This window comes from Acidovorax soli (genome assembly GCF_014207955.1).
GTDB lineage: Bacteria > Pseudomonadota > Gammaproteobacteria > Burkholderiales > Burkholderiaceae_C > Acidovorax > Acidovorax soli_A.
On the sequence record NZ_JACHLK010000003.1, the window covers coordinates 118747 to 143513 of the forward strand.

Annotated in this window: 18 protein-coding genes and 1 pseudogene; 9 read left to right on the plus strand and 10 right to left on the minus strand. The window is 70.0% G+C overall.

All coding sequences use genetic code 11. The features are described from left to right. The first annotated feature begins 112 nt into the window (after nucleotides 1-112). On the plus strand, nucleotides 113-1429 hold the full coding sequence (locus HNP48_RS09340) for an AI-2E family transporter (RefSeq protein ID WP_260420171.1): 1317 nt from the start codon (nucleotides 113-115) through the stop codon (nucleotides 1427-1429). Between the two features lie 21 nt (nucleotides 1430-1450). Here HNP48_RS09340 and HNP48_RS09345 read toward each other — a convergent pair whose 3' ends face one another. Beyond that, nucleotides 1451-3463 carry an EAL domain-containing protein gene (locus HNP48_RS09345; protein WP_260420202.1) on the minus strand — a complete coding sequence of 671 codons (2013 nt, stop codon included), beginning with the start codon at nucleotides 3461-3463 and terminating at the stop codon, nucleotides 1451-1453. A 136-nt stretch (nucleotides 3464-3599) separates the two neighbouring features. After that, entirely contained in the window at nucleotides 3600-6389 is a 2790-nt protein-coding gene (ppc, locus tag HNP48_RS09350) for a phosphoenolpyruvate carboxylase (protein WP_184856647.1), read from the minus strand. A gap of 116 nt (nucleotides 6390-6505) precedes the next feature. On the opposite strand from ppc, the gene hemC reads away from it, so the two are divergent. Genes hemC through HNP48_RS09370 form a run of 4 tightly spaced genes read left to right on the plus strand, consistent with a single transcriptional unit; the run spans nucleotide 6506 to nucleotide 10651 of the window. Then, entirely contained in the window at nucleotides 6506-7465 is a 960-nt protein-coding gene (hemC, locus tag HNP48_RS09355; RefSeq protein ID WP_260420172.1) for a hydroxymethylbilane synthase, read from the plus strand. A 1-nt stretch (nucleotide 7466) separates the two neighbouring features. Then, nucleotides 7467-8270: a uroporphyrinogen-III synthase gene (locus tag HNP48_RS09360; protein ID WP_184856649.1), complete on the plus strand. Its 804-nt coding sequence runs from the start codon at nucleotides 7467-7469 to the stop codon at nucleotides 8268-8270. After that, the gene (locus HNP48_RS09365; RefSeq protein WP_184856650.1) at nucleotides 8267-9355 is read left to right on the plus strand and encodes a uroporphyrinogen-III C-methyltransferase; all 1089 of its coding nucleotides are present in this window, start codon (nucleotides 8267-8269) and stop codon (nucleotides 9353-9355) included. Before HNP48_RS09360 ends, HNP48_RS09365 begins: the two co-directional genes overlap by 4 nt. Nucleotides 9356-9373: 18 nt before the next feature. Then, nucleotides 9374-10651 carry a heme biosynthesis protein HemY gene (locus tag HNP48_RS09370; RefSeq protein WP_184856651.1) on the plus strand — a complete coding sequence of 426 codons (1278 nt, stop codon included), beginning with the start codon at nucleotides 9374-9376 and terminating at the stop codon, nucleotides 10649-10651. Between the two features lie 37 nt (nucleotides 10652-10688). Here HNP48_RS09370 and HNP48_RS09375 read toward each other — a convergent pair whose 3' ends face one another. Next, entirely contained in the window at nucleotides 10689-13406 is a 2718-nt protein-coding gene (locus HNP48_RS09375; protein WP_184856652.1) for an ankyrin repeat domain-containing protein, read from the minus strand. A gap of 435 nt (nucleotides 13407-13841) precedes the next feature. On the opposite strand from HNP48_RS09375, the gene HNP48_RS09380 reads away from it, so the two are divergent. The 3 genes from HNP48_RS09380 (at nucleotide 13842) to HNP48_RS09390 (ending at nucleotide 15692) form a co-directional block, all read left to right on the plus strand. Next, nucleotides 13842-14417, plus strand: a complete 576-nt coding sequence (locus tag HNP48_RS09380) for a cytochrome b (protein ID WP_184856653.1) — start codon at nucleotides 13842-13844, stop codon at nucleotides 14415-14417. 56 nt (nucleotides 14418-14473) lie between these two features. After that, nucleotides 14474-15046, plus strand: coding sequence for a YceI family protein (locus HNP48_RS09385; protein ID WP_184856654.1), 573 nt, complete (start codon nucleotides 14474-14476; stop codon nucleotides 15044-15046). Between the two features lie 61 nt (nucleotides 15047-15107). Continuing rightward, nucleotides 15108-15692, plus strand: coding sequence for a YceI family protein (locus tag HNP48_RS09390; RefSeq protein ID WP_184856655.1), 585 nt, complete (start codon nucleotides 15108-15110; stop codon nucleotides 15690-15692). A 67-nt stretch (nucleotides 15693-15759) separates the two neighbouring features. On the opposite strand, the gene HNP48_RS35795 is transcribed toward HNP48_RS09390, so the two are convergent. Both HNP48_RS35795 and HNP48_RS35800 read right to left on the minus strand, forming a co-directional pair. Continuing rightward, nucleotides 15760-16830, minus strand: a complete 1071-nt coding sequence (locus HNP48_RS35795; protein WP_409362546.1) for an ATP-binding cassette domain-containing protein — start codon at nucleotides 16828-16830, stop codon at nucleotides 15760-15762. A 29-nt stretch (nucleotides 16831-16859) separates the two neighbouring features. Further along, a pseudogene (locus tag HNP48_RS35800) lies at nucleotides 16860-17478 on the minus strand (ATP-binding cassette domain-containing protein); the annotation flags it as partial. A gap of 224 nt (nucleotides 17479-17702) precedes the next feature. Here HNP48_RS35800 and HNP48_RS09400 point away from each other — a divergent pair. Further along, complete coding sequence (locus HNP48_RS09400; RefSeq protein WP_184856657.1) at nucleotides 17703-18323, plus strand: VOC family protein; 621 nt, start codon at nucleotides 17703-17705, stop codon at nucleotides 18321-18323. 75 nt (nucleotides 18324-18398) lie between these two features. On the opposite strand, the gene HNP48_RS09405 is transcribed toward HNP48_RS09400, so the two are convergent. Genes HNP48_RS09405 through HNP48_RS09425 form a run of 5 tightly spaced genes read right to left on the minus strand, consistent with a single transcriptional unit; the run spans nucleotide 18399 to nucleotide 24683 of the window. Then, the gene (locus HNP48_RS09405) at nucleotides 18399-20066 is read right to left on the minus strand and encodes an ABC transporter ATP-binding protein (RefSeq protein ID WP_184856658.1); all 1668 of its coding nucleotides are present in this window, start codon (nucleotides 20064-20066) and stop codon (nucleotides 18399-18401) included. After that, a complete protein-coding gene (locus tag HNP48_RS09410; RefSeq protein WP_260420173.1) occupies nucleotides 20066-20881 on the minus strand; it encodes an ABC transporter permease in 816 nt (271 codons plus the stop codon). The genes HNP48_RS09405 and HNP48_RS09410 overlap by 1 nt, the downstream gene beginning before the upstream one ends. A 17-nt stretch (nucleotides 20882-20898) precedes the next feature. After that, complete coding sequence (locus HNP48_RS09415) at nucleotides 20899-21855, minus strand: ABC transporter permease (RefSeq protein ID WP_184856660.1); 957 nt, start codon at nucleotides 21853-21855, stop codon at nucleotides 20899-20901. Nucleotides 21856-21893: 38 nt separating this feature from the next. Beyond that, nucleotides 21894-23471: an ABC transporter substrate-binding protein gene (locus HNP48_RS09420; protein WP_184856661.1), complete on the minus strand. Its 1578-nt coding sequence runs from the start codon at nucleotides 23469-23471 to the stop codon at nucleotides 21894-21896. 51 nt (nucleotides 23472-23522) lie between these two features. Beyond that, nucleotides 23523-24683 carry a C45 family peptidase gene (locus HNP48_RS09425; protein WP_184856662.1) on the minus strand — a complete coding sequence of 387 codons (1161 nt, stop codon included), beginning with the start codon at nucleotides 24681-24683 and terminating at the stop codon, nucleotides 23523-23525. Between the last annotated feature and the right edge of the window lie 84 nt (nucleotides 24684-24767).

Below are 24767 nucleotides of genomic sequence, written 5' to 3' on the forward strand. Positions count from 1 at the left end.
ACGCGAATAGCAAGGCGTTTGCGTTGCATTTGCGCGGCACATGCCGGGGCCGGCCGCGCCTTGGCACCGCCACCTACACAACATTTGCTCACAGTGCGTGACAATCGCCCGCATGACCGCCGTGCCCGCCCCCGCAAGCCCCACCGCCCCGTCCACCCCCCTGCCGCCCGAGACACCCGTGGCCGCACCCGTGGTCGCCGTGGGCGCAGGCGTGGCCTCCGGCGATCCGCAGGCCGAGGCATCACCACCACCGCAACCGGAGCCCGACCCAGACCACCCGGCCACGCCAGACACCGCCGCCGCACCGGTTGCAACGCCGCCCCCTGCGCCCCTGATGCTGCACATGCCGGTGGACGTGCGCAACCTGTCCCTGGCGCTGCTGGCCCTGTTCGCCAGCGTGGCCCTGCTGCACTGGGCCAGCGCGGTCTTCATTCCCCTGATGCTCAGCATCTTGCTGACCACGGCGCTGCGCCCTGCCGTCAACATGCTGCGCCGCTGGCACATCCCCCGCCCGCTCGGTGCCGCCGTGCTGCTGATCGCCCTGGTGGGCGGGCTGGCCAGCACGGCCTGGTCGCTGAGCGACGGGGCGGTGCAGCTCGTCGACTCGCTGCCCGTGGCGGCCAAGAAGGTGCGCGACAACCTGCGTGCGCGCGCCGGCATGCCCAGCACGCTGGACACCATGCAGAAGGCCGCCGCCCAGATCGAGCAGGCCGCCGCCGAGAACAGCACGGCCGCGCCCGCCCGGCGCGGCGTGCAGCGCGTGGTGGTGGAGCGCCCGCCCTTCAACATCCGCGACTACCTGTGGAGTGGCACCATGGGCCTGGTGTCGGCCCTGGGGCAGCTCACGGTGGTGGTGTTCCTGACCTACTTCGCGCTGGCCTCGGGCAACCTGTTCCGCCAGAAGCTGGTGCGCATCGCCGGCAGCAGCCTGGAGCGGCGCAACATCACCATGCAGGTGCTCGACGACATCACCGGGCAGATCCAGCGCTACCTGCTGGTGCAGGTATTCACCAGCATCCTGGTGGGCCTGGCCACGGGCCTCGCCTACTGGGCACTGGGCCTGGAGAACGCCGCCGTCTGGGGCGTAGTGGCCGGTGTGCTCAACCTCGCGCCCTACATCGGCTCGGCCCTGACGGCCGGCGCCTCGGCCCTGGTGGCCTTCCTGCAGTTCGGCACCATCGACATGGCGCTGGCCATCGGCGGCGCCTCGCTGGTCATCCACACCCTCATCGGCAACCTGCTCACGCCCTGGCTCACCAGCCGCACCAGCAGCATGAGCCCCGTGGCCGTGTTCGTCAGCGTGCTCGCCTGGGGCTGGCTCTGGGGGTTGTGGGGCCTGCTGCTGGGCATCCCGGTCATGATGGCCGTGAAGGCCATCTGCGACCGGGTGGAAGACCTCAAGGCGGTGGGCGAACTGCTCGGGGATTGAGGCGCGCGGCGAGGTGCGCCGTCATGCGGCCTGGGCGGTGGCGCTGGCCGCGCAGCGCTGCACAAAGGCGGGCAGATCCTCGGCCGCCATGGCGCGGCCGTAGTACCAGCCCTGCACCTGCAGGTCCATGTCGCCGGGCAGCAGCTGCAACTGCTCCGCCGTCTCCACCCCTTCGACCACGATGCCCACCTCCAGGCTCCGGCAGAAGTGCAGCAGGCCCTGCAGCAGCCGTGCCCCCCGCGGGTCGGCGCTGGCCACGACGAAGCTGCGGTCGATCTTGATCGTGTCCACCGCAAAGGCGTGCAGGTAGCTGAGCGAGGAATAGCCCGTGCCGAAGTCGTCGATGGCCACCTGGGCGCCCACGGCGTGGATGCGGGCGATGGCGTCGCGCATCTGGTCCACGTCCGCGGCCAGCGCATCCTCGGTGAGCTCGACGCTGATGCTGCCGGCCGCGGGCGCGATCAAGGCCACCAGCCGCCGGCAATGCTCGGCCGACATCAGCGTGGGCCCCGTGACATTGATGGAGATGGGCAGCACAAAGCCCGCGCTGCGCCAGCGCTGGTGCTGCTGCAGGGCGGCCCCGGCCACCCACAGGTCGACATCCTTCATGAGCCCGGCCTCGGTCAGCCAGGCCAGGAAGGCCCCCGGGGACTGCGTGCGCCCGCGCGCATCGCGGGCCCGCAGCAGCGCCTCGCAGCCCACGCATTCGCCCGTGCGTGGCGACACCTGGGGCTGGTATTCCAGGAAGAATTCGTACTCGCCCATGCGGCGCACCTGGGCCAGCAGCTCCTCGCGGCCGGCCTGGCGCTGCTGCGCCAGCACCACCGGGTCGCTGGCGTACAGGCGGCCCTGCTCCTGCAGGCGCGAAAACGTGGTGTCCAGGCCCGGCAGGTGCACCGTGGTGGCGTTGTGGCGCTCCAGTGCCCGCACCGCCGGTGCGTAGATGCAGGCCCCGAGCAGCACCAGCGCCAGCTGCAGCGCCACGGCCGGCCAGGCGCCCTGGGTGCTGGCATAGGCGTTGAAGAGCACCGGGGCATTGAGCGGCATCGCCATGGTGGCCACCGGCACCCAGCCCGCCTGCACGGCCGCGAGCGCCAGGCTGGCGTTGACGGCCGGCACCAGGATGAACGGCAGCAGCAGGCGCGGATTGAGGATCAGCGGAATGCCGAACAGCAGCAGCTCGTTCACGTTCAGCAACGCCATGGGCAGGCTGGCCAGGGCCAGCAGGCGCAGGCCGGGGCTGCGCGCGCGCCACAGCACGGCCACCACCAGCGACAGCGTGCCCCCCGCGCCGCCGATGAAGGCGAAGGCCCCGAGCAGGCCGGCGTTGAGCAGGTAGGGGGGCGGCTGGTCTGCCAGCACCTCGAGGGCGTTCCAGCCCACGGCCATCTCCAGCACCTGGAACAGGGGCTGCAGGGCATGGTAGCCATGGATGCCGAAGAACCACAGCAGCGAATTCATGCCCGTGATCACCACGGCATTCAGGTAGGGCCGGTCCGGGTCCACCACATCCAGCGGCAGGCTCCAGTGCGCCAGACCCTGCCATTGCTGCAGCAGGGTCAGCACCACCACCAGCAGCCCCGCCGTCAGCACACCGGGCAGCACCATGTTCATGGCGTCTTCCACGTTGTCGCTGACCAGGGAGCCGCGCGACAGCTGCAGCCAGCGCACCCGCATGAGCCGCGCCATGAGGGGCACGTTGACGATGGGCGAGGCGATGGCGATGAACAGCACCAGCGTGGCGGCGGCGCGCGGCTGCCCGCGCAGCAGGTAGGCGGCCAGCGCCACGTAGACAAAGCACAGGAAGGCCACGGGCAGGCGCGGCAGGCTGTGGCGTATGGCCAGCATGTAGCCGATGGAAGCGGCGATCAGCAGCGGCAGGATGCGGCTGATCTCGGCATGCAGGCCGGCCAGCAGGTCGGTGGTCTCCGTGGGCAGGCCCAGCATGCGCGCGAGCACCGACGACACCAGGAACACCGCCGACACCATGAGGCAGGGCAGCACCCACAGCAGCCCCTCGCGGATGGCGCGCATGGAATCCGCGCGCGCCACGGCCTGCAGCCGCAGCGACAGCCGCACCTTCAGGGCTGCAACATCAATGCCCACACCATGCCCTCCCGGCGCCCATGCTAGCAGGCGGGCAGCGGGATGGCAAAGCGGCGCAACCGACTCAGCCCGTGTTGCGCAGGCCAGCGGCGATGCCGTTGATGGAGATGTGGATGCCGGTCTGCACGCGCTCGTCGCCCTGGCCCGCGCGCCAGCGGCGCACCAGCTCGACCTGCAGGTGGTGCAGCGGGTCGATGTAGGGGAAGCGGTGCTTGATGGAGCGCGCCAGCGCCGCGTTGTGCGTCAGGCGCTGCTTGTCGCCGGTGATGCGCGTGAGCGCGTCGGCCGTGTTCTGCCATTCGGCCTCGATGGCGGTGAAGACCTTCTTGCGCAGGCGCGCATCGGTCACCAGCTCGCTGTAGCGCGAGGCCAGCGCCAGGTCGCTCTTGGCCAGCACCATGTCCATGTTGGACAGCAGGGTGCGGAAGAAGGGCCACTGGCGGTACATCTTCTGAAGCAGGGCCAGTTGCGCCTTGGGGTCCTTGCCCTCGGTGTTGATGAAGGCATCGACCGCCGCGCCGAAGCCGAACCAGCCCGGCAGCGTGAGGCGGCACTGGCCCCAGCTGAAGCCCCAGGGGATGGCGCGCAGGTCTTCGATCTTCTGGCTGGCCTTGCGCGAGGCCGGGCGCGAGCCGATGTTGAGCTCGGCGATCTCGCGGATCGGCGTGGAATTGAAGAAGTAGTCGGTGAAGCCCGGGGTCTCGTAGACCAGCGCGCGGTAGGCCGCCATGCTGGCCAGCGAAAGCTGAGCGGCTGCCTCCAGGAAGGCCTTGGTCGCGGGCTTGGTGGGCTGCAGCAGCGTGGCCTCCAGCGTGGCGGCGACCAGGGTCTCCAGGTTGCGCCGGCCGATCTCCGGGTTGGCGTACTTGGAGGCGATGACCTCGCCCTGCTCCGTCAGGCGGATCTGGCCGCGCACGGTGCCCGGGGGCTGGGCCAGGATGGCCTGGTAGCTCGGACCGCCGCCGCGGCCCACGGTGCCACCGCGGCCATGGAACATGCGCAGCTGGATGCCGTGGTTGGTGGCCAGCTCGTCGAACAGCTCCACCAGCGCGATCTCGGCACGGTACAGCTCCCAGTTGCTGGTGAAGATGCCGCCGTCCTTGTTGCTGTCGGAGTAGCCGAGCATGATGTCCTGCTCGCCGCCGCTGCGCTGCATGAGCGCCGCCACGCCGGGCAGGGCATAGAACTCGCGCATGATGGGCGCGGCATTGCGCAGGTCTTCGATGGTCTCGAACAGCGGCACCACGATCAGGTGGTTCCTCGACTCGGCGTCGAGCGTGCCGTTCAGAAGGCCCACCTCCTTTTGCAGCAGCAGCACTTCGAGCAGGTCGCTCACCGTCTCGGTGTGGCTGATGATGTAGTGGCGGATGGCCTCGTGGCCATAGCGCTGGCGCATCACGCGCGCGGCCTCGAAGATCGCCAGCTCGCCCTGGGCATGGGCCGAGTAGCTGGCGCCCACCACGCGCAGCGGCCGCGCATCGTTGAGCAGCTTGATCAACAGCGCGCGCTTGGCCGCCTCCTGCAGCTGCGCGTAGGCCGGCTCGATGCGCGCCGTGGCCAGCAGTTCGGCCACCACCTCCTCGTGCTTGTCGGAGCTTTGGCGCAGGTCCACCGTGGCCAGGTGGAAACCGAAGACCTGCACCGCGCGGATCAGCGGGTGCAGGCGCTCGGCGGCCAGGGTCTCGCCATGGTGGGACTTGAGCGATGCCTGGATGATGCGCAGATCGTCCAGGAACTCCTCGGCGCTGGCATAGGGGTTCTGCGGCGCCACGGCATGGCGTGCCGCGTCGCCGCCGGTCAGCTCCTTGAGCGAGGCGGCCAGGCGCGCATAGATGCCCGTGAGCGCTCGGCGGTAGGGCTCGTCCTGGCGGTGCTCGTTGGTGTCGGGCGAGCGCGCGGCCAGGGCCTCCATCTCGGCCGAGACCTGCACCAGGCGCGCCGACAGCGACAGCTCGCCGCCCAGGTAGTGCACCTCGGTCAGGTAGTGGCGCAGGGCCACTTCGGCCTGGCGGCCCAGGGCGTACTGCAGGGTCTGCGCGGTCACGTTGGGGTTGCCGTCGCGGTCGCCACCGATCCACTGGCCCATGCGCAGGAAGCTGTGCACCGGGTACTGGCCCAGTTCGCTCTCCAGGTCGGCATAGATCTTGGGGATCTCGCGCAGGAAGGTGGCCTCGTAGTACGACAGCGCGTTCTCGATCTCGTCGGCCACGGTGAGCTTGCTGTAGCGCAACAGGCGCGTCTGCCACAGCTGGGCCACGCGGGCGCGCAGTTGGGCCTCGTTGGCGGCCAGCTCGCGCGGGGTGAGCGCGTCCTTGGCGGTGTTGTAGAGCTGGGCGCGCACCTGGATGTCGTCGCGCGCGGCCAGCAGCTGGGCGATGTCGCGCTCGGCGTCCAGAATGCTCTTGCGCTGCACCTCGGTCGGGTGGGCGGTGAGCACCGGCGCCACATAGCTGCCGGCCAGGGTCTGCGAGATCGTCTTGGGCGCAATGCCGGCCCAGCGCAGGCGCGACAGGGCGACCTCGATGCTGCCCTCCTGCGTGTCGCCCGCGCGCTCGTGCACGGCGCGGCGGCGAATGTGGTGGCGGTCCTCGGCCAGATTGGCCAGGTGGCTGAAGTAGGTGAAGGCGCGGATCACGCTCACCGTCTGGTCGCCCGACAGGGACTTGAGCAGCTTCTTGAGCGCGCGGTCGGCCTCCTGGTCGGCGTCGCGGCGGAAGGCCACGGACAGCTTGCGCACCTGCTCCACGAGCTCGTAGGCGGCCACGCCCTCCTGGTCCCGGATCACGTCGCCCAGAATGCGGCCGAGCAGGCGGATGTCGTCAATCAGGGGCTGGTCCTTGTCGGATCGTCTCATGCGTTGGGTCTCCGGGAATGGGGAAGGCCACTGCAGGCGTCCCCCTGCACCGGCCACGAGTGCGGGCGCATGCTAGCATCCAGCGCCCCTGAATGATTACAAACAGGTTACGAATCTTGAGCTCCGCCGCGCCCTCCCTGACCCATCCCATCGTCATCGCCACGCGCGAAAGCCGCCTGGCCCTGTGGCAGGCCGAGCATGTGCAGGCCCTGCTGCAGGCCCGCGGCCACCAGGTGGAACTGCTGGGCATGACGACCAAGGGCGACCAGATCCTGGACCGCTCCCTGTCCAAGGTGGGCGGCAAGGGCCTGTTCGTAAAGGAGCTCGAAGTGGCGCTGGAAGAAGGCCGCGCCCACATCGCCGTGCACTCGCTCAAGGACGTGCCCATGGAGCTGCCCGAGGGCTTTGCCCTGGCCTGCGTGATGGAGCGCGAGGACCCGCGCGACGCCTTCGTCTCGCCGCGCTACGCATCTCTCGACGAACTGCCCCAGGGCGCCGTGGTCGGCACCTCCAGCCTGCGCCGCCAGGTGCTGCTGCAGGCCCTGCGGCCCGATCTGAAGATCGAACCGCTGCGCGGCAACCTCGATACCCGCCTGCGCAAGCTCGATGAAGGCCAGTACGACGGCATCGTGCTCGCGGCCGCCGGCCTCAAGCGCCTGGGGCTGGAAGCACGCATCCGCACGGCCTTCGACGCCGCCACCATGCTGCCCGCCGCCGGCCAGGGTGCCCTGGGCATCGAGGTGCGCAGCGACCGGCAGGACCTGATCGCCGCACTCGCGCCCCTGGCCCACCAGGCCACCTGGCTCACCGTGGCCGCCGAACGCGCCGTGAGCCGCGCCATGGGGGGCAGTTGCTCCATGCCGCTGGCAGCGCACGGCCGCCTGGGTGCCGACGGTACCCTGCAGCTTGACGCCGCCTGGGGAGACCCCGAGGATGCGCGCGCCCCGCTGGTGCGCGCCCAGGCAAGCGCCCCCGTGGCCACCCTGGCCCAGGCCGAAGCCCTGGGCGACGAGATCGCCCGGCGCCTGCGCGCAGGCGGCGCGCGCGGCATCGATCCCGCCTCTGCCAACCCCTGAGATGGCCACCACCCCGCCCAGGGTGATCGTCACGCGGCCCGAGCGCGAGGCGGTCCAGTGGGTGGCCCAGCTCAGCGCACGCGGTCTGGCGGCCACGGCCCTGCCGCTGATCGCCATCGGCCCCTGCTCCGACCCCGCAGCCCGGCAGGGCGTGGCCGCCGCGCACGCGCGCCTGGCCCAGGCCCCCGGCTACCGCGCGTTGATGTTCGTGAGCAGCAATGCCGCCCTGTATTTCCTGCCCGGGGCCCCACCCCTGCCGGCCGGCACCCGCGCCTGGGCCCCCGGCCCGGGCACCGCGCGGGCCCTGGTGGAGATGGGCGTGCCGCCCGCCGCCATCGACGGCCCCGCGGCCGATGCGCCGCAATTCGACTCCGAATCGCTCTGGCAGCAGGTCGGCGCCCAGGTGCGGGCGGGAGACCGCGTGCTCATCGTGCGCGGCCGCTCGGCCGGGGTGCATGAATCGTCCGAGGGCTCGGGCCGCGACTGGCTGGCGCGCCAGGTGCTCGCTGCAGGCGGCCAGGTGGACTGGGCCGTGGCCTATGAGCGCGGCGCCCCCCGCTTCACCCCCGACCAGGGTGCACTGGCCCGGGCCGCCGCCCAGGATGGGTCGCTGTGGCTGCTGAGCAGCTCCGAGGCCGTGGCCCACCTGGCCGAGGCCCTGCCCGGCCAGTCCTTTGCCGCGGCGCGGGCGCTGGCCACGCACCCGCGCATCGCGCAGACCGCACGGGCCATGGGCTTTGGCCATGTAAGCGAGTGTCGTCCAGCGCTGGAAGACGTGGTGGCCTCGATAGAATCGGCCCCATGAGTTCCGCGCCTCCCCACGACCTGCCCGCCGCAGCCCCTTCCAGCCCCGCCGCCACGGCGCACCAGCCCCCGGTGGTGGTGCGCGGCAGCAGCCTGCCCACCCTGCTGGCGGGCGTGCTGGCGGTGGCGGCCGTGGCCAGCAGCGGCCTGCTGTGGCAAAAGCTCAGCGTGATCCAGGAACAGCTGGCGCGCCAGTCGGCCGACTCCGGGGCCCTGGCCATCGAGGCGCGCACCATGGCGCGCCAGGCCGAAGAGCTGGTGCGCGAGACCGCGGCCCGCCTCTCGGTGACCGAAGCCCGCGTGGCCGAAGTGGCGCTGCAGCGCAGCCAGCTCGAAGAGCTGATGCAGAGCCTGTCGCGTTCGCGCGACGAAACCCTGGTGGTAGACATCGAATCGGCGCTGCGCCTGGCGCAGCAGCAGGCCCAGCTCACCGGCAGCCTGGACCCGCTGCTGGCCGCCCTCAAGACCGCCGAGCAGCGCATCGAGCGCGCCGCCCAGCCGCGCCTGACCCCCGTGCAGCGCGCCATCGGCCGCGACATCGAACGCATCAACCGCGCCCAGGTGACCGACACGGCCGGCCTGCTGGCCCGGCTGGACGACCTGGTGCGCCAGGTGGACGAGCTGCCCGTGCTCAACGCCGTGGCCCAGGCCGCGGCCAGCAAGCGCTTGATCGCAACAGCCCCGAGCGGCGCCGCGCCCAGTGCGGATACGCCCTGGTGGCAGGCCACGCTGCAGCGCAGCTGGGAGGTGGTGCGCGACGAGGCCCGCAGCCTGGTGCGCGTGAGCCGTGTGGACCAGCCCGAAGCCGTGCTGCTCGCGCCCGAGCAGACCTTCTTCCTACGCGAGAACCTCAAGCTCAAGCTGCTCAATGCGCGCCTGGGCGTGCTGGCCCGCCAGTTCGACTCGGCCCGCGCCGACCTGGCCGCCGCCACCACCGCCGTCAACAAGTACTTCGACCCGGCCTCGCGCCGCACGCAGACGGCGGCCACGGTGCTGCAGCAGGCCCAAGCCGGCATGAAGGCGGCCGAGCTGCCGCGCCCCGATGAAACCCTCTCTGCCCTGGCCACGGCCGCGGCGGGGCGCTGAGGCAAAGGGGCAGCACGCATGCGCGCAGCACTCTGGCTCCTGGCGTTGTTTGGCGTGGCCGTGGCGGCTGCGCTGTTTGCGGGCAACAACCAGGGCACCGTCACCCTCTACTGGCCCCCGTACCGGGTCGACCTGTCGCTGAACCTGGTGGTGCTGGTGCTCGTGGGCGGCTTCGTCACCGTGTATGCCGCGCTGCGTGCGCTGGCCGCACTGCTGGAGCTGCCGCACCAGGCACGCCGCTGGCGCGTGCAGCAAAAGGAACGCGCCATGCACAGCGCGCTGCTGGACGCCATGACGCACCTGCTGGGCGGGCGCTTCATTCGCTCACGCAAGGCTGCCGTGGCCGCGCTGGCCCAGGAAAACGCCCTGGCCGCCGCGGGCGAAACGGTGCCGCACAGCCACCAGCTGCGCTCCCTGGCCCACCTGGTGGCAGCCGAGGGCTCGCACGCCCTGCAGGACACCGCCACGCGCGACAGCCACCTGCAGCGCGCACTCGAAGACGCGCCCGCACGCGGTACCGCGCTGGAGCAGGAGCTGCGCGAAGGCGCCCAGATGCGCGCCGCGCGCTGGACCCTGGACGACCGCGATGCCGAGGCCACCCTCGAATGGCTCGCCGCCCTGCCCCAGGGCGCGGCCCGGCGCACGCTGGCGCTGCGCATCAAGCTCAAGGCTACACGCCTGGCCCGCCACACCCAGGAGGCGCTGGACACGGCCCGCCTGCTGGCCAAGCACCGGGCCTTCTCGCCAGCCGCCGCACAGAGCATCGTGCGCGGCCTGGCCACCGAACTGATCCAGAGCGCCCACGACACGGCGCAGCTGCGCCGCGTCTGGGACGACCTGGAGGCCGCCGAGCGCAAGATGCCCGAGCTGGCCATCCAGGCCGCGCAGCGCATGGCTGCCCTGGGTGGCGATGCGAGCCAGGTGCGCGCCTGGCTGCTGCCGGTGTGGGAGCGCATGCTGGAGTTGCCCGACGCCCTGGCCGAGCAGCATGCGCTCAAGCTGGTGCGCGCGCTCGAATCCGGCCTGGACACCGTGGACGCGCCCTGGCTGGCACGCATCGAGGCGGCCCAGCAGGCCAACCCGCGCGACGCACGCCTGCAGTACCTGGCCGGCATGGCCTGCCTCAAGCGCCAGCTCTGGGGCAAGGCCCAGCAACTGCTGACCCAGGCCGCCCAGCAGCTCTCCGACGCCAGCCTGCGCGCCAGCGCCTGGCGCTACCTGGCCGAGCTGGCCGAGCAGCGCGGCGATGAACCCGCCGCCGCCGAGGCCTGGAAGAAGGCCGCGCTCGCACGCTGAGCGGCCCGCGTCCCGGAGGGAGGGCGCAGCGACGCGCTCAGGGCCTGCGGCCTGCGGCCCCCGCGCTGGCGGATTTGGCCGCGCGCTCCAGCTTGGCAAGCACGCTCTTGGGCACCAGGTCGGCCAGGGTACCTCCTTCACGGTCTACCACGTCGATGCGCGCGCCCTGCGCGACCAGGCGCTCGGCGCAGTCGCGGATGCGCTCGCGGTGCACCTTGTCCTCCACCCAGTTGGCGGAATGGGGTGTTGAAGCCAGCAGGTAGTGCAGTGCGGGAACGCCCTTGGCGTCGAGCGCATTGAGGTCCAGCGGCGTGTGCTCCACGAGGTACTGCAGCGTCTCCACGCTGCCATGCCGTGCGGCCATGTGCAGCAGGCCCAGGCCGCCTTCGGTGCGGGCATCCAGGGAGGCGCCCAGGCCCGCCAGGCGGCGCAGCATGTCCAGCCGGTTGTAGAGCGCGGCCCACAGCAAGGGGGTGCTGGCGCCCAGGCCGTCCTGCTCCTGCGCCGACAGGCCTTCGAGGGAGGGCTCGCAGGCAAGTACCCGTTCCAGGCCGGGAGCGTCGCCCTGCTCGATGGCGTGAAAAAGGGCCAGGGGATAGCGGCCCGCCCGCGCGCCATGGTGGCGCAACAGCTCGGCCATGGCGGGGTCGAAGGCCAAGTCCAGCGGTTGTGCGCCTTCATCGTTCTCCGCGTTGGGCATGGCGCCGCCCAGCAGCAGCATGTCGACCAGCGCGCGGTAGTCGGCCTCCACCACGGACTGGGCTTCGGAGCTGCCCGCGGGCTCCGAGTACAGGGCCGCACGCAGCACGGTGTGCAACGGCGTTTCTCTCCAGGTGCCACCCTTGTGGTTGAGTGTGGCGCTGCCCAGTTCCAGCAGCCGCGCCACCAGCGGCTGGTAGGCCGCCACCCGCGGGCGCTCCGCAGTGTCATAGCGGCTGCGGCGCGTGGCGTCGAGCAGGCGGTGCAGCGTGCTTCTCTGGCTGTCGTAGTCGTCCTCGCTGATGTACTCGGCATCGGCGCTGTCGGCGCTTGCCAGCAACTGTGCAATGCCATCGAGTTCGGCCTGGGTCTTGCCCACCTCCTTGCACTGCATGTACAGGGCCGCACCCAGTGCTGACCGGGCGGCCTGGGCTTTCGGCTTGGGCTTGGCCTTCCCGGACAAGAGGCCGGCCAGGCCATGGATCCAGCTGCGGCGCTCGTCCTGCGCCGCCTGCTGCTTCGCGGTAGAAGGCTGCGGCTGCGCGGGCGCCCGGTCCGGGCGCTTCATGGCCTCGACCAGCATGGCGATGGCCTGCGGATCCTTGCACATCGCCAGCGGTGTCGCGCCAGGGGCCGGCTGGGCATGGGGATCCGCCCCATGGCGCAGCAGCGCGGCAATGGTGTCGAGCATGCCCTGCCGCCGTGCGGCCTGGGCACCGTCCTCCTCGTCTGCACGGGGGCTTGCGCACCGGCCCAGGCCCTCCACCGCAGAATGCAGCGCCGTCAGGTACTGCGTGTTGCGTCCCGCCACATCGGCTCCGCGCGCCACCAGCAGGTCGACCATCGCGGCGCTGCGGCATTGCTGCAAGGGGAAGCTGAAGAAATCGAAGGGGCCGTCCTTGCCGATGCCGTTGGGCGAGGCCCCGTGGTCCAGCAACGCAGTGCACAGGGCCAGGTCGTCTTTCCCCACGGCTTCGTACAGCGCGGTGCTCTGGCTGGAATCGACCAGCACATTGGGGTCGGCGCCCTGCTCCAGCAGGTAGCGCGCCACGTCGCCGTGGCCGTTCTCCAGCGCCACGTACAGCGGGGTGTGGGTCTGCTGGATGATCACGGTCTCGCTGCCCTTGGCGTTCAGGTTCGCCTTGTGCTCCACCAGGCAGCGCACGATGTCGAGATCGCCCGTCTGCGCAGCCCAGTGCAGCGGCGTGAAGCTGTAGACGTTGCGCGCACTGGGCTTGGCCTTGGCGGCCAGCAAGGCCTGCACGGTGGCCAGGCTGCCGCTGCCGGCCGCCTTGTGCAGGGGCCGGTTGCCGCGCCGGCCGGCCAGCTCGGGGTCCACGCCATGCGCCAGCAGGGCGCGCACGATGTCGGCGGCCCCCTTGTCGGCATACACATGCAGGCTGTGGTCGCCACTCTTGAATGCCACGTCCCAGGCCATGCCGGGGCAGTGCGCGCGCATGTGCTGGAACAGTGCCAGGCTGGTGACCAGGTCCACCGGGCGGTAGCCGTTCTGGGTTGGCAGGTCGGGGGCCAGGCCGGTGCGCTCGCGCACCATGTCGTACAGCCCCAGATCGTTGGAGCGGGCCGCCCAGTGCAGGCAGGTGATGCCCTCCTGGCTCGTGTGGTCGAGGGTGTGGCCCGCATCAAGGAAACGCTGCACCCAGGCCATGTCGCCGCAAGCCAGCACCCGGTCGAACACGCGCACGCCCGTGTGGCTGGCCGCATGCGGCGAAGCGCCGGCATCGAGCAGCACCTGGGCCAGTGCCAGATTGCGCTGTTCCAGGGCCTTGGCGAGGGCCGTGGCACCGTGGGTACCAGGGCGGTCCACCGGCGCCCCCGCCGCCAGCAGGCATTGCGCAATCTCCAGGGCCTGGGTGCCCGCCAGCGCCGCCGCCTGCACCAGCGGCGGATCCAGGTCCCCCTTGTGGGCGCCCCCGGCATCCAGCAGCCCGGGCAGGTGGGCGGCATTCCGGTCCAGGAAGCGCCGCACGGCGGGCAGGTCGGCTTTGCCGATGTGGCGGTTCAGGTCGATCTGGCGTTGGACGGTTTCGCTCATGGAGTTCAGGGGCTTTCACAAAGGGAATGGTGCGGCGTGCACGAACCCGGCACGCTCCCATGGCACGGAAGGAGTCCGGCCCGGGTGCAGCGGGGCATTGTCAGCCGGTCACCGCGGTCGCCTGCAACCGTGGTGCGGAAAACCGGAAAAAATGCCGCTTTGGGGCGATGCACGAACCCATTCTGCGGTGGCTCCAAGGGGGAATTCAACCGCTGAGCGCCAGCCTTCGACCGCCTGTCCATTTGCGCAGATTTTTTCCAACATTGGGGAACTTTGAGCGCACAGGCCCTATCGATTCAGTTTTTTTGAATTGAAGCATCAATCCTGCTGAAGCCGAAGGCCCTGTCCGCTTTCTACACTGCGCTCACGGCGAGCCCCATGTGCCCACGGCACAGCGGGAACGGCGTGCCCATACCCCCACCGCCCACGACCACCATGCCCTCGCCCACACCGCCCACCGCCAGCCGACCGGCCCGCTACACCCGCACCGCCATGCTGATGCACTGGGTTCTGGGCCTGGCCCTGATCGGCGCCTTCTGCGTCGGCCTGTACATGACCAGCCTGCCCTTCTCGCCCGCGCGCCTGAAGCTCTACAACTGGCACAAGTGGGCCGGCATCACCATCCTCGCGCTGTCCGTGCTGCGCCTCCTGTGGCGCGCCACACACCGCCCGCCGGCCCTGCCGGCCGCCATGGTGCAGGCCATGCCGCGCTGGCAGACCCTGGCGCACCACGCCACGCACGGCCTGCTGTATGTGCTGTTCCTGGCCGTGCCGCTGATCGGCTGGGCCTACAGCTCGGCTGCGGGCTTTCCCATCGTCTTCCTGGGCCTGTGGCAGTTGCCCGACTTCGTGCCCGTGGACAAGGAGCTGGCCGAGGCCATCAAGCCCTGGCACCTGTACAGCGCCTGCACCATGGCCGCCCTCGTGGTGCTGCATGTGGCTGCCGCGCTCAAGCACCAGTTCATCGACCGCGACGGCCTGATCGCCCGCATGCTGCCCGGCCCGCGCTGAGCGCGCCCCACTCCCTCCGTATCCGTATCCGCACATCCCCTTTTCCAGGAGCCTTCATGAACGCATCTTCCTTCGTCTCGAGCCTCGTGCTGGGCGCCGCCGTGCTGGCCGCGCCGGCCGCCTTCGCACAGCAGCAACTGGTGCCTGCACAAAGCGAGCTGCAGTTCACCGCGCGCCAGATGGGCGTGCCGCTCGAAGGCCATTTCAAGAAGTTCGATGCCAAGGTGGCCTTCGACCCCGCCAAGCCCGACACCAGCAAGATCAGCTTCACCGTGGACACCGGCAGCGCCACGCTGGGCTCGCGCGAGACCGACGCCGAGCTGCCCAAGCCCACCTGGTTCAACGTGCCCAAGTTCCCGCAGGCCGCGTTCGAGTCCACCACCATCAAGGCGCTGGGCGGCGGCAAGTTCGAGGTGGCCGGCAAGCTCACCATCAAGGGCAATGCACAGAACGTGGTCGTGCCCGTGACGCTGGCCCAGAGCGGCGCCACCACCACGGCCACCGGCACCCTACCCATCAAGCGCCTGGCCTTCAAGATCGGCGAGAACGAGTGGGCCGACACCTCCATGGTGGCCGACGACGTGACCGTCAAGTTCAAGCTCGCGCTGACCGGCGTGGCCAAGCTCTGATCACCCCCTTTCCTTTCGCGTTCCCTTTCCTTTGACCCTTCCTTTTTCAGGAGTTGTTTACATGCGCAAGTCTTCGTTCGCCCTGCTCGCCCTGGCCGCAGCCGCCGTTCTGTCCACGGGCGCAGCCCAGGCCCAGAGCGCCGCGTACGCCATCGATCCGACGCACACCTTCGTGACCTTCGAGATCGGCCACTTCGGCGCCACGACCAACCGCGGCCGCTTCGACAAGAAGGAAGGCACCGTGCAGTTCGACCGCGCCGGCAAGACCGGCAAGGTGGAGATCACCGTGGACACCACCTCCATCAACTCCGGCACGCCTCCGTTCGACAAGCACCTGCAGAGCGCTGACCTGTTCAACGCCGCCAAGTACCCGACCATCAAGTTCGTGTCCGACAAGTTCAGCTTCAATGGCGACAAGGTCAGCGAAGTGTCCGGCCAGCTGACGCTGCTGGACAAGACCAACCCCGTGACCCTGAAGGCCACGCAGTTCAACTGCTACCAGAGCCCCATGCTCAAGCGCGAAGTCTGCGGCGGCGACTTCGAAGCCACCATCGACCGCACCCAGTGGGGCCTGGACTACGGCGTGCAGTACGGCTTCCCCAAGAACGTGCGCCTGGTGGTGCAGATCGAAGCCATCAAGCAGTAAGCCATCCATCTGCACGGGCCCGCCCGTTCGCACCAGCCACCCGCGGCACAGCCCCGGGTGGCTTTTTTCATTCCAGGCGGGCATCCAGCCGCCAGCCATCGGCCCGCCATGCCCAGACATGGGTCGGCGCCAGGGCCGACAGGAAATGCAGATCGTGCGAGACCACCAGCAGCGCACCGCCAAAGCCCTGCAAGGCCGACTGCAGGGCCTCGACCGAGGCCAGGTCCAGGTGGTTGGTGGGCTCGTCCAGCAACAGCATCTGCGCGGGCTCGCCGCCCCACAGGGCGCAGGCCAGCGCAGCCTTGATGCGCTCGCCACCGCTGAGCACACCCGCGGGCCGCTGCACACGGTCCGCATCCAGGCCCAGCTGCGCCAGGCGCATGCGCAAGGTGGATTCGGGCAGGGGTGAGCCGAGCTGGGCCAGGCGCTGCAGCACGCTGGCCTGCGGCGGCAGCAGCTGCGCGTTGTGCTGGTCCAGCCAGGCCGCGCGCACCCCGCGCACCACACGGCCGGCCGCCGGTGCCAGCTGACCGGCCACCAGGCGCAGCAGGCTGCTCTTGCCGCAGCCATTGGGCCCCGTGATGGCGATGCGCACCGGGCCGCTCCAGACCCCGTCCAGCGCAGGCAGCCCGGGCGGCGCAAACGGGGCCCGCACCTGCTCCAGCGCCAGCACCTGCTTGCCCGCAGGCACGGTGCTGTCCGGCAAGGCCAGCGCCACAGCGGCCTGCGCCGGCGCATGGCGCGCGGCTTCGCGCACGGCGGCGTCGAGCTGGTCGCGTGCCTCCTGCTGGCGTTCGTGCTCACGCCCGGCATGGGCCTCGGCACTGTTCTTCATGCGGCCCAGCAGAATGGGGGCGAGGTTGGCCGTGCGCCCCACACGGCGGCCCTGCGCAGCGCGGCGTTGCTGTGCGTCATGTTCGCGCTGCAAGGCCTTGCGGCCCCGCTCGCGCGCGGTGCGCGCATGCTCCAGCGCGGCCTGCGCCGCGGCCCGCTCCTGGTCCCGTTGCGCGGCGTACAAGCTCCAGTTTCCACCGTAGCGCCGCAGCCCGGCGGGCGAGAGCTCCACGATGGCATCGACTGCGCCCAGCAGTTCACGGTCGTGGCTGGCCACGACCACGCCGCCCTGGCGCGCGGCCATCTGGTCCAGCAGCCAGCGGCGTGCACTGCGGTCCAGGTGGTTGGTGGGCTCATCGAGCACCAGCACGTCCGCGTCGGAGACAAAGGCCCCGGCCAGCGCCACACGCATGCGCTCGCCACCGCTCAGGCGCGCCGCATCGCCGTCGCCTGGCACATGCCCCAAACCCAGCGCCTGCAGGGCACGCTGCCAGCGTGCGGGCAGGTCCCACTGGCCATCGGCCAGCAGGAGGTCGTCGGGCAGGCCCTGGCCTGCCTCCAGGCGCTCCAACGCACGCAGAACCGGTGCCAGGCCCGCCAGGTCGGCCACGGTGCAGCCCGGGGCGCCCTGCACCTCCTGTGCCACGGCACGCAGGCGCGCGCTGCACCGCACATGGCCCGTGGCCGGCTGGAGCCGGCCCAGCAGCAACTGCAGGAACACGCTCTTGCCCGCGCCATTGGCGCCCACGATGCCCGTGGCTCCAGGGTCCAGCGACAGGCTCAAGGGCGCATGCCACAGCGGCTGGCCATCGGGCAGCCGCCAGCTGACATCCTGGAACTGAAGGAAAAGAGAAGAAGAAGCGGCAGCCTTGCTGTCGCCGGAATGAAAAGCGGAAGCAGCCCTGCTGCCTCCACGGGCGCGCTGGCCCGAAGAATCGTTGGTCGTCGCCATGCCTGAAGCACTCCACGGTCACCACACAGCCGCACCTGCGCACAGGCAAGGGCGGAACGGCGTGAAAGCGGGCTTACAGGCGCATGGGTGAAGACACCTCGGGGTGGTTGGCGAGGGCCGCAATGTACCGCAAATACCCACGCCCTCAAAATTCCCTTTACGTAAATTGATTACGAATAGTAGAATTTCACCATCGACACGCACCGACCCAAGGAGACAAGCGCATGAATGCCGTTCTGAAGCCCGACCTCGCCAGCCTGCCCGCCCCCGCCGCCGTCCAGCAGCTGCACCACTACGCCTACAAGGCACGCGATGCGGAAGAGACGCGCCAGTTCTACGAAGACATCCTGGGCCTGCCGCTGTACCACATCATCCAGAGCGACTACGTGCCCAGCACGGGCGAGTACTGCCCCTACACGCACTTCTTCTTCCGCCTGAAGGACGGCTCCTTCATCGCCTTCTTCGACCTGGGCGACGACGTGAAGGCCGAGCCTTCGCCCAACACGCCCCTGTGGGTCAACCACATCGCGTTCCGCGTGGACACGGTGCAGGAACTGGAGAACACCAAGGCGCGCCTGGAGGCCTTCGGCATCGAGGTGCTGGGCGTGACCGACCACCACATCTTCAAGAGCATTTATTTCTTCGACCCCAACGGCATCCGCCTGGAGCTGACTGCGCAACTGGCCGATGCCCAGGCCATGGAAAAGGACAGTACCGTGGCCCATGCGCGCCTTAAGGAATGGACGGCGCGCAAGGAACAGTGGCGCAAGGAACGCGCCGAGGGCAAGACCGATACGCTGCTCAAGCCCCAGACCAATGACCGGCCGGAGTACGTGAAGGGCTGAGAACTTTCCTCCCCCCAAGAACAAAGGGGCGCCACCCGCGGGTAGCGCCCCTTCGCTTTTGCGCCGCGCCAGCGGCTACGCAGCGTCCAGCTCGGCCAGCAGATCGCTGGTGGTGGCCGCTTCCAGCAGCGCCTTCGTATAGGCCTGCTGCGGCCGGTCGAAGATATCGGCCACGCTGCCCTCTTCGACGATGCGGCCGTTTTCCATCACCACGATGCGGTCGGCGATCTCGGACACGACGGCCAGGTTGTGCGAGATGAACAGGCAGCCGAAGCCGCGCTCGGCCTGCAGGCGCTTGAGCAGGTCCAGCACCTGTTTCTGGATGGTCATGTCCAGGGCCGACACCGGTTCATCGGCCACCACGAAGGCCGGCTTGCGCACCAGCGCGCGCGCAATCGCCACGCGCTGGCGCTGCCCGCCCGAGAGGGCATGCGGGTATCGCTCGCCAAAGCCCGCCAGCCCCACCTCGGCCAGCATGGCATCCACCGTGGATCGCAGGGCCTCGCGCGTGCGCGGCGGGCCGTGGCGCAGCGGCTCGGCCACGATGTCGAAGACACGCTGGCGCGGGTCGAGCGAGGAATAAGGGTCCTGGAACACCAGCTGGCAGGCCAGGCGGAATTCGCGCCGGCCCGCGGCATCGGCGCTGCCCAGCGGCGTGCCGCGAAAGCACACGTCGCCGCCCGCCACGGGCAACAGGCCGATCATGGCGCGGCCCAGCGTGGTCTTGCCCGAGCCCGAGCCGCCCACCACCGCCACCACCTCGCCCGGCTGGATGGCCAGCGACACCCCGCGCACCGCCAGCTTGGGCGCGGCCCGGGACAGCCAGCCCTGGCGCGCGCCCGGAAAGCTCACCTGCACTTCGCGGGCCTCGATCAGCGGCGCCTGCACGGGCCGCGCCGGGCGCTGGGCGCTGCGCTGGGGCAAGGCATCGATCAGGCTCCTGGTGTAGGCCTCGCGCGGCGCGGTGAGCACGCTGCGCACGGGGCCGGTCTCCACCAGGCGGCCTTTTTCCAGCACCACCACCGACTGCGCGTAGCGCGCCACCAGGCCCAGGTCGTGCGTGATGAGCAGCACGGCCGTGCCCTCGGTGCGCGTGAGCTCGGCCATGATCTCCATCACCTCGCGCTGGCTCAGCGAGTCGAGCGCGGTGGTGGGCTCGTCGGCGATCAACAGGCGCGGCTTGAGCAGCATGACCGAGGCCAGCATGATGCGCTGGCGCATGCCGCCCGAGAACTGGTGCGGGTACGAGGCCAGGCAGCGCTCGGGGTCGGCGATCTGCACGCGGCGCAGCATGGCGATGGCGCGCTCGCGCGCCTGGGCCGTGCTGACCTTCTCGTGCAGGCGCAGGCCCTCGAAGAGCTGCTCGGCAATGGTCATGGCCGGGTTGAGCGAGACCATGGGCTCCTGGAACACCATGCCCACGTCGCAGCCGCGCAGGGCGCGCAGCGACTGGGCCGACAGCGTGCCCACGTCGCGGCCCTGCAGCAGCACGCTGCCGCCGCTCTGGCGCACCTGGGGCGGCAGCAGGCCGAGCACGGCGCGCCCGGCCATGGTCTTGCCGCTGCCCGATTCGCCCACCAGGGCCACCACGCCGCCCGCGGGCACGTCGAAGGAGACGGCGTCCAGCAGCGGGCGGGCCAGCGGGCCGTGCACCGTGAGTTCGCGCACGGACAGCAAGGGCAGCGGGTTCTTCTCGGTCGTCATGTCGTTTCTTTCCGCCATGGGGTAGGTGGAGGGGCGCATCAGTGGTGCTCCATGCGCGGGTCGAGCCAGTCGCGCAGCGCATCGCCCAGCAGGTTCACGCCGAGCAGGGTGAGCGCGATGCAGGCGCCGGGCGCAATGCCCAGCCAGGCGGCGGTCTCGATGTAGGGCCGGCCCGAGGCCAGCATATTGCCCCAGGTGGGCGCCGGCGGCGGCACGCCCAGGCCCAGGAAGCTCAGCGCGCTCTCGGCCAGGATGACCCAGCCGAACATGGACGTGGCCAGCACCACCAGGGGCGCCACGCAGTTGGGCAGGATGTGGGCGAACACCGTGCGCAGGCCGGAGTTGCCGATGACCGTGGAGGCCTCGATGTACTCCTTCTCGCGCAGCGAGAGCACCGAGCCGCGCACCACGCGCACCGCCGTGGGCGCATAGGCCAGGCCCAGCGCGACGATGATGCCCCACTGGTTGGCGCCCACGATGACCATCACCCCGAGCGCCAGCAAGATGCCGGGGAAGGCCAGCAGCGCATCGTTGAAGACCATCAGCACCCGGTCCAGCCAGCCGCGGAAGTAGCCCGCCACCAGGCCGATCACCACCCCCAGCACCAGGGCCAGGGCCACGGTGAGCGCGGCCACCACCAGGCTGGTGCCGGCCCCGGCCATCAGGCGCGAGAGGATGTCGCGGCCAAATTCATCGGTGCCCAGCAGGTAGGTGCCCGAGGGCGGCTGCAGCCGCTGGCGCAGCGCCACGCCCATGGGGTTGTAGGGCGTCCAGACCATGGACAGCAGGGCCATCAGCCCCACCAGGCCGACCAGCAGGCCGCCGACCAGCGCATTCGCCCGCAGGCGTTTCATCAAGCGTTTCACCACCATCATGATGCGGACACCCGGGGATCGAAGAGGGGATAGCACAGGTCCACCACGAGGTTGACCAGCACGTAGATGGCGGCCGTGAACAGCAGGCAGCCCTGCACCACGGGGTAGTCGCGCGCAAAGATCGCATCCACCAGCAACCGGCCCAGGCCGGGCAGCGTGAACACCGTCTCCAGCACGGCGATGCCGCCCAGCAGGTTGCCCAGCACCAGGCCGATCATGGTCCAGGTGGGCGCAAAGGCATTGGGCAGCACGTGGCGCAGCAGCACGCGGCGCTCGGCCAGGCCCTTGGCGCGGGCATGCGTCACGTACTCCAGGCGCAGCACCTCCACGGCGCTGGCGCGCGCCATGCGGGTGAGGATGCCCAGCTCGATCAACGCCAGCGTGATGGTCGGCAGGATCAGGAAGGTCAGCGCCGAGCGCCAGTCCTCGCTGAACGGCACATAGCCCACCACCGGCACCAGGCCGAGCTTGAGCCCCACGAAGAGCAGCAGCAAGAGGCCGAGCCAGAAGCTCGGGATGGACAGGAAGAACGTGGCGGCCGCCACGACCATGGTGTCGAGCACGCTGTTCTGCTTCCATGCAGCCAGCAGGCCCGCCGGCACGGCCAGCAATGCGGCCAGCGCCACGGCCACGAGCACGATGGCGGCACTCACCTGGAAGCGTTCGAGCAGCAGCGGCAGCACGGCCTCGCCGCTGGTGATGGACTGGCCCAGGTCGCCCTGCAGCACCCGGCCGAGCCAGAGCGTGAACTGCACGGGGATGGGCCGGTCGAGCCCGAACTGCGCATGCAGGTCGGCCAGTTGCTCGGGCGTGGCGCTGTCGCCCAGGATGAGCAGCGCCGGGTCGCCCGGCACCAGGCGCATGAGCACGAAGACCATCAGGCTCACGAGGAAGAGGGTGGGCAGCGTCCACAAAAGGCGCCGGCCCAGGTAGGCAGGAAAGGAGGAACCCATGGTGTATCTGGATCGTCAGTTCGGCAGTGCCATGCCCATCATGGTGCACGCAGCGCCACACCCCAGGCGCGCGGCGTGCCCAGGGCCCAGCCCTTGTAGCCCTTGGCGTACGAGCGGGCGGCGCTGGTGTTCACGGCCGAGTACATGAAGATCGCGGGCACGTCCTCGCGCATGCGCGCCTCCAGCTTGTCGAACAGGGCCTGGCGCTGGGCCACGTCGCTGGTCTCCATGCTCTTGGCCAGCAGCTCGTGGGCCAGGGGGTCGTCCCACACCTTGCGCGGCTGCTTGTCCTTGGGGCCCGTGACCATCTCGTACGACAGGGCCGGGTCCAGCCGCGCCGAGAAGGTGAAGCCCATGGCCTGGTAGTTGCCCTTGTTGTAGCGGTCCAGCAGCGTGGCCCAGTCGAGCACCTCGACCTCGGCCTTGATGCCCACCTCCTGCACCATGGCCTGGGTCAGCACGGCGATGTTGAAGACGCTGTTGTAGCGCTTGGTGGCCAGGATCTTGATGGGCTCGCCCTTGTAGCCGGCCTCGGCCAGCAGCTTCCTGGCCTGCGCCAGGTTGCGCGCGGGCAGCGCGGCCTGCGGCTTCTTGTAGAAGGCACTGGGCGTGGGCACCACGGAGCGGCTGGGGGGCGCATTGCCCGAGGTGACCGCGGCCACCAGCTCGGGCATGTCCAGCGCCAGCGCGATGGCGCGGCGGATGCGTGCGTCCTTGAGCAGCGGGTCGCGCGTCTGGAACAGCAGGCCCTGCACATTCATCGTGGCCTGGGTTTCCATGAGGATGTCCTTGCGGCCCTTGTACTCGGCCATGTCCTCGTCGTTGATGTCGTAGTTCAGGTCGATCCCGCCCGAGAACAGCGCCGCCTTGGCGGCCGAGGCGTCGGGAATGACGATGAAGCGCACCTTGGGCGTCTCGGCGATCTTGGCGCCGGTGTTGCCGTCGCGCGGGCCGGGCAGCGCAGCATAGGCGTCGTTGCGCAAGAGCTCGATGTACTGGCCGCGCTTCCACTCCCCGAGCTTGTAGGGCCCGGTGGCCACGGGTTCGCGCCACTTGCCGTCGGCCTCCAGCGAGCTGCGGTGGTAGATGCCGGTGCCGCCGCAGTCCACGCGCGCCAGCGTGGCCAGGAACAGGGCCGAGGGCTTGTCCAGCGTGTAGACCACGGTGGCCGCGTCGGGCGCCTCCACCTTCACCACCTTGGCCAGGCCGCGCCCGTCGAACTCGGCCAGGCAGCGCCAGTTGTTGGCGGGCAGCATGTAGCGGTTCCAGGCAAAGAGCACATCGTCGGCCGTGAGCGGCGCGCCGTTGTGGAACTTCACGCCCTGGCGCAGCTTGAAGGTATAGGTCTTGCCGTCGGCCGAGGTGCTGACCGACTGCGCCAGCAGCGGCGCCACGGAGGCATCCTCGCGGTAGGCCACCAGGCCTTCGAGCACATGCATCATCACCGCGTCGGTGTTGTTGTCACGGTTGATGCCGGGGTCGGTGGAGCGGATGTCGGCATTCAGGCGGATGCGCAGCGTATCGGGCTGCGGCTGGGCCTGGGCCAGGCCAACGGAGCAGAAGCCGGCGAGCAGGGCCAGGCCTTGGGACAGCCAGCGCGAGGGGGCGGTAGTCATCTCGGGGTCCTTTCTTCGTGGGGCAAGCGATTCGGGGGACGGTGGGCGCGCTCAGGCCAGCGCCAGGTGGCGTTCCAGGTCCAGGCTGTAGGCCTGGAAGCTGCGGCTCAGCGCGGGCAGCATGGCGACCTCCATCTCGCCCAGGGCCGGCTCCATCACCACCATGGCCACGGTGGCCGACAGGTTGCTGCTGGAGTTGGGGCGTGGCGGGCGGCACACCGACCAGGGCGACTGGAAGTCGTCGAACAGCGCGGTCTTGATGTGCTCGCGCGTGAGCGCACCGATGTGCGGCTCCACCAGTTCGCGCACGCGCAGGTCGCGGTACAGCGAGTCGGGCGTGTTCACGATGCCCATGTCCTTGACCTTGCCCAGCGCGATCGGGCTCTGGAAGTGGTTGGCGTGCACGATGACGCCGCGCTCGGGGTGGATCTGGAAGGTTTCGTCGGGTGCACACTCGAAATCGATGGCCACGCCCGTGGCGTGCGAAACCATCACGTTGTTGGAAGCCGACTTGGGCGTGCAGTACACGATGCGCATGGCCAGGGCCAGCTGCACCTGTTCCAGCGCCTTGCGGCGCAGCAGGGCCAGCGGCACGCCGAGCTGACGGTAGTCCCGGTCGGATTCCAGGTAGTTGGCGGTGATGGAGATGCCTGCAGAATTCATGCCCGAGCGCGCCAGGCCGCCGGCCTCGGTGAAGGTCAGGATGTCGGGGCCATCGTCGCGCAGCACGCGCAGCACGATGGCGGTCTCGGCGCACTCGGCCTTCCAGTCCCAGTTCTGGGCGTGGATCACGCGACCCGAGGCCGTGGCCTGCGGCATGGCAACCACGCCGGTGCAGCCGTCGGGGTCGATCTGCGCGGGCTGGCCCTTGCGGCGGCGGTCGGCCAGCTTGAGGATCTCGGTGCGCGCATTGAGCATGACGATGGCCTCGTACGAGACCCCGGCGCCTTCGGCGATGCCGCGCATCTCGTCGAGGTAGGCCGCCTCGAAGGCTTCAATGGTGGGCTCGAAGGTCTTCACCAGCGTGCCGATCTCGGGCCAGCCGAGTTTGCTGGCTTCGAGCTGGGTGGAGTAATGTTCGATGCCGCGCAGGATGCGCGCCTTGGCCTGTTCGCCATACTGGCGGCCCCGCTCGCGCGGCGCGCCACTGATCTCGACCAGGGGGCAGGAAGGGATGGGCTGGTCGGAGCCCCAGGGGAATGTCTGGTCCATGGCTGTGGGTGGAGTGAGGTGAGCAATCGGTGATCGATGATTTAAATTGTATTTTGTAAAATAAAAAACATCAACCATTTCAAA

Coding starts and splice junctions, on each gene's coding strand:
- HNP48_RS09415 (WP_184856660.1), bottom strand. CDS start 21,855: ATGGGTTCCTCCTTTCCTGCCTACCTGGGCCGGCGCCTTTTGTGGACG.
- HNP48_RS09365 (WP_184856650.1), top strand. CDS start 8,267: ATGAGTTCCGCGCCTCCCCACGACCTGCCCGCCGCAGCCCCTTCCAGC.
- HNP48_RS09410 (WP_260420173.1), bottom strand. CDS start 20,881: ATGAAACGCCTGCGGGCGAATGCGCTGGTCGGCGGCCTGCTGGTCGGC.
- HNP48_RS09385 (WP_184856654.1), top strand. CDS start 14,474: ATGAACGCATCTTCCTTCGTCTCGAGCCTCGTGCTGGGCGCCGCCGTG.
- HNP48_RS09360 (WP_184856649.1), top strand. CDS start 7,467: ATGGCCACCACCCCGCCCAGGGTGATCGTCACGCGGCCCGAGCGCGAG.
- HNP48_RS09340 (WP_260420171.1), top strand. CDS start 113: ATGACCGCCGTGCCCGCCCCCGCAAGCCCCACCGCCCCGTCCACCCCC.
- HNP48_RS09390 (WP_184856655.1), top strand. CDS start 15,108: ATGCGCAAGTCTTCGTTCGCCCTGCTCGCCCTGGCCGCAGCCGCCGTT.
- HNP48_RS35795 (WP_409362546.1), bottom strand. CDS start 16,830: ATGGCCGCGCGCCAGGGCGGCGTGGTCGTGGCCAGCCACGACCGTGAA.
- HNP48_RS09425 (WP_184856662.1), bottom strand. CDS start 24,683: ATGGACCAGACATTCCCCTGGGGCTCCGACCAGCCCATCCCTTCCTGC.
- HNP48_RS09345 (WP_260420202.1), bottom strand. CDS start 3,463: ATGCGCGCCATCCGCGAGGGGCTGCTGTGGGTGCTGCCCTGCCTCATG.
- HNP48_RS09375 (WP_184856652.1), bottom strand. CDS start 13,406: ATGAGCGAAACCGTCCAACGCCAGATCGACCTGAACCGCCACATCGGC.
- HNP48_RS09400 (WP_184856657.1), top strand. CDS start 17,703: ATGAATGCCGTTCTGAAGCCCGACCTCGCCAGCCTGCCCGCCCCCGCC.
- HNP48_RS09420 (WP_184856661.1), bottom strand. CDS start 23,471: ATGACTACCGCCCCCTCGCGCTGGCTGTCCCAAGGCCTGGCCCTGCTC.
- HNP48_RS09370 (WP_184856651.1), top strand. CDS start 9,374: ATGCGCGCAGCACTCTGGCTCCTGGCGTTGTTTGGCGTGGCCGTGGCG.
- HNP48_RS09405 (WP_184856658.1), bottom strand. CDS start 20,066: ATGCGCCCCTCCACCTACCCCATGGCGGAAAGAAACGACATGACGACC.
- ppc (WP_184856647.1), bottom strand. CDS start 6,389: ATGAGACGATCCGACAAGGACCAGCCCCTGATTGACGACATCCGCCTG.
- HNP48_RS09380 (WP_184856653.1), top strand. CDS start 13,842: ATGCCCTCGCCCACACCGCCCACCGCCAGCCGACCGGCCCGCTACACC.